Source organism: Polynucleobacter sp. 35-46-11 (assembly GCF_002281105.1).
On the sequence record NZ_NCFJ01000370.1, the window covers coordinates 1 to 2,581 of the forward strand.

Sequence of the window (2,581 nt, forward strand, 5' to 3'; positions counted from 1 at the left end):
ACTATCCCTGAATTCAATCAAAGCCTTGAAATGATGAAAACCATGTGGGGACAAGCAGCTGGTGGGCAGACGCCAGGACAATTCCCCTTCACTACAGATGCCTCTAAGGCTGCCGGGGGGTTTGGCTCAGCATTTCCAGGGCTAGATACCGATGAGCTAGAAAAGCGCATCAAAGACCTGAAAAGCGTTGAAAACTGGCTAAACCTCAATCTCAACGTCTTGAAGTCCACTATTCAGGGTCTAGAGGTTCAACATGCCACCATGATGGCCCTCAAATCATTCGGGGATGCCGTTTCAGCAACTGCAGCTGCCGCTACGGGTGGAGCCACTGAAGACTCAGGAACAAAGGCTGCTAAACCACGCAAAACCGCAACACGCGATCGTCGCAAAGCTGGCGACTCAACTTTCCTCGACGAAGTAGGTAATTCAGATGAGCAATAGCCTCACCCATGGCAAATGTCATTTGGTGAATATCTAATTCGCGCCTAAATAAAACCGGCACGATCTCCCGAGCAGTTGCCGGTTTTTTACATGCTCCAAGCGTTTCTGCCAAGCGCTCATCGTGGTGCAGTTTCAACTGATCAATTCGCGGCTTCATTCCCGTAAATGGTTTGCCATGAGATGGCAACACAAGAGTGTTGTCTGGCAATGGCAGATATCGATCTAAAGAACTGAGATACAAGCCTAAAGGATCCGCATCCGGATCAGCATCGTAGACGCTGACATTTGTAGAGATTCGTGGCAACAACATATCTCCAGAGATTAATACGCCAAGGTCCTTACAAAATAGTGAGGCATGCTCAGGCGCATGACCAAAACCCATAATGACTTGCCACTCATGTCCACCAATCAAAATCATCTCACCGTCAATGATGCGACGATATTGCCGAGGCACACCCGGAACCATATTGCTGTAATAGTTTGATCGAGCCCGAATTTTTTCTAAATCTTCTGGGGCAACTAATCCATGCTTCTGAAAATGATCTGCAGACCCACCACCGCCTGCACGTGCACCAACTGCAGCACCACCCTCTTTATGACTCAACCATTGCGCGGTTAAATAATCCGTCATTGAAATCCAAAGCGGTGCATTCCATTTTTCACATAGCCATTGAGAGAGTCCAACGTGGTCTGGATGCATATGGGTCACGATGACTCTCAGTACAGGCAAGCCTTCTAGCTGCGTGGCAAAGATCTCATCCCAAGCTGCTTTCGTCTCATCATTCGCAATACCGCAATCCACGATGGTCCAGCCCTGAATACCCTCAAACTCATCGCGCAGTAGCCAAAGATTGATGTGATCCAAAGCAAACGGTAGACGCATCCGCAACCAACGCACGCCAGGCGCTACCTCCATTGAACTTCCCACTTCCGGCAAAGTATCGGCTAAGGGATAATGAATAGAACTAAGATCGCTGGATTGGTTTTTGGTATTCATCTATTTCTATTCTAGGTTTACTTTGACAACAGTTCCATCGCCTTGTATCAACTGGTGCGACATCAATCCTGAAAATGGTTTTTGTCGTGGTTGCTATCGCACACTTACTGAAATTGCCGATTGGTCTGAACTCTCTAATCCTGAAAAGCTTGAGGTCTGGGCACTACTGGAAACACGCAAACCTCAAGCACCACAATAAATATTACTAATTAGCAATTGCTTATTTATTTACATCTACGATTAATCGACCGCGCACATTTCCGGCCATCAGTTCTGCAGCATATTTAATGGAGTCCTCCAAACTAATTTCATGAGAGATCTCCTCTAAAGTTTTGAGATCGACCAACTTACTCAATTGCTCATAGGCAGCCATGCGTTTAGCTTTTGGCACTGTCACACTATTGATGCCATACAGAGTCACCCCACGCAAAATAAATGGTGCAACAGTCGATGGAAAATCCATTCCTTGAGCAAGACCACAGGCGGCAACCGCACCATCGCTCTTGGTTTGTGCACAAGCATTAGCCAAGGTATGGCTACCAACGCTATCAACCACTGCTGCCCAACGCTCTTTTGCCAAAGGCTTGCCAGGAGCTGACAGTGCAGCACGATCAATCACTTCACTAGCACCCAATTTCTTCAGATAATCAGCCTCGGACATGCGACCTGTACTGGCAACAACCGTAAATCCTAATTTGCTCAGAAGAGTAATAGCGAAGCTACCTACTCCACCTGCTGCACCAGTGACCAATACCTCGCCATCACTTGGCTTCAATCCATGCTTTTGTAATGCCATCACACACAGCATTGCGGTATAACCAGCAGTACCAATAGCCAGAGCCTGCTTAGCAGTAAACCCTTTTGGCAAGGGAATAAGCCACTCTGACTTCACGCGTGCTTGCTGAGCTAATCCACCCCAATGACCTTCACCAACACCCCAACCATTGAGCAACACCATATCCCCAGCCTTAAATTCTGGGCTAGCACTCTCTAACACCTCTCCTGCAAAATCAATCCCCGGAACCATGGGAAAGCTACGTACCACCGGACCTTTCCCAGTAATCGCTAAACCATCTTTGTAATTTAAAGTGGAATAGAGCACCTTCACTCTGACATTGCCCTCGGGCAGGCTGGCCTCATCAA

4 protein-coding genes are annotated in these 2,581 nt (G+C 47.6%); 2 read left to right on the forward strand and 2 right to left on the reverse strand.

Annotation, left to right across the window (positions count from 1 at the left end):
- Nucleotides 1-441, forward strand: a 441-nt coding sequence (locus B7Y67_RS15040; RefSeq protein ID WP_293599334.1) for a PhaM family polyhydroxyalkanoate granule multifunctional regulatory protein, incomplete at its 5' end; no start/stop codon positions are given.
- On the opposite strand, the gene B7Y67_RS15045 is transcribed toward B7Y67_RS15040, so the two are convergent.
- The gene (locus B7Y67_RS15045) at nt 353-1,438 is read right to left on the reverse strand and encodes an MBL fold metallo-hydrolase (RefSeq protein WP_293599335.1); all 1,086 of its coding nucleotides are present in this window, start codon (nt 1,436-1,438) and stop codon (nt 353-355) included. The genes B7Y67_RS15040 and B7Y67_RS15045 overlap by 89 nt on opposite strands.
- Before the next feature lie 22 nt (nt 1,439-1,460).
- Between B7Y67_RS15045 and B7Y67_RS15050 the strand changes: the two genes are divergently transcribed.
- The gene (locus B7Y67_RS15050; protein WP_293599336.1) at nt 1,461-1,637 is read left to right on the forward strand and encodes a DUF1289 domain-containing protein; all 177 of its coding nucleotides are present in this window, start codon (nt 1,461-1,463) and stop codon (nt 1,635-1,637) included.
- Nucleotides 1,638-1,658: 21 nt separating this feature from the next.
- On the opposite strand, the gene B7Y67_RS15055 is transcribed toward B7Y67_RS15050, so the two are convergent.
- A partial coding sequence (locus tag B7Y67_RS15055; protein ID WP_293599337.1) for an MDR family oxidoreductase occupies nt 1,659-2,581 on the reverse strand: 923 nt, incomplete at its 5' end.

What these genes read in the sequence shown, in the direction of transcription:
- B7Y67_RS15045 (WP_293599335.1), bottom strand. Translation starts at nt 1,438, where the DNA reads ATGAATACCAAAAACCAATCCAGCGATCTTAGTTCTATTCATTATCCC.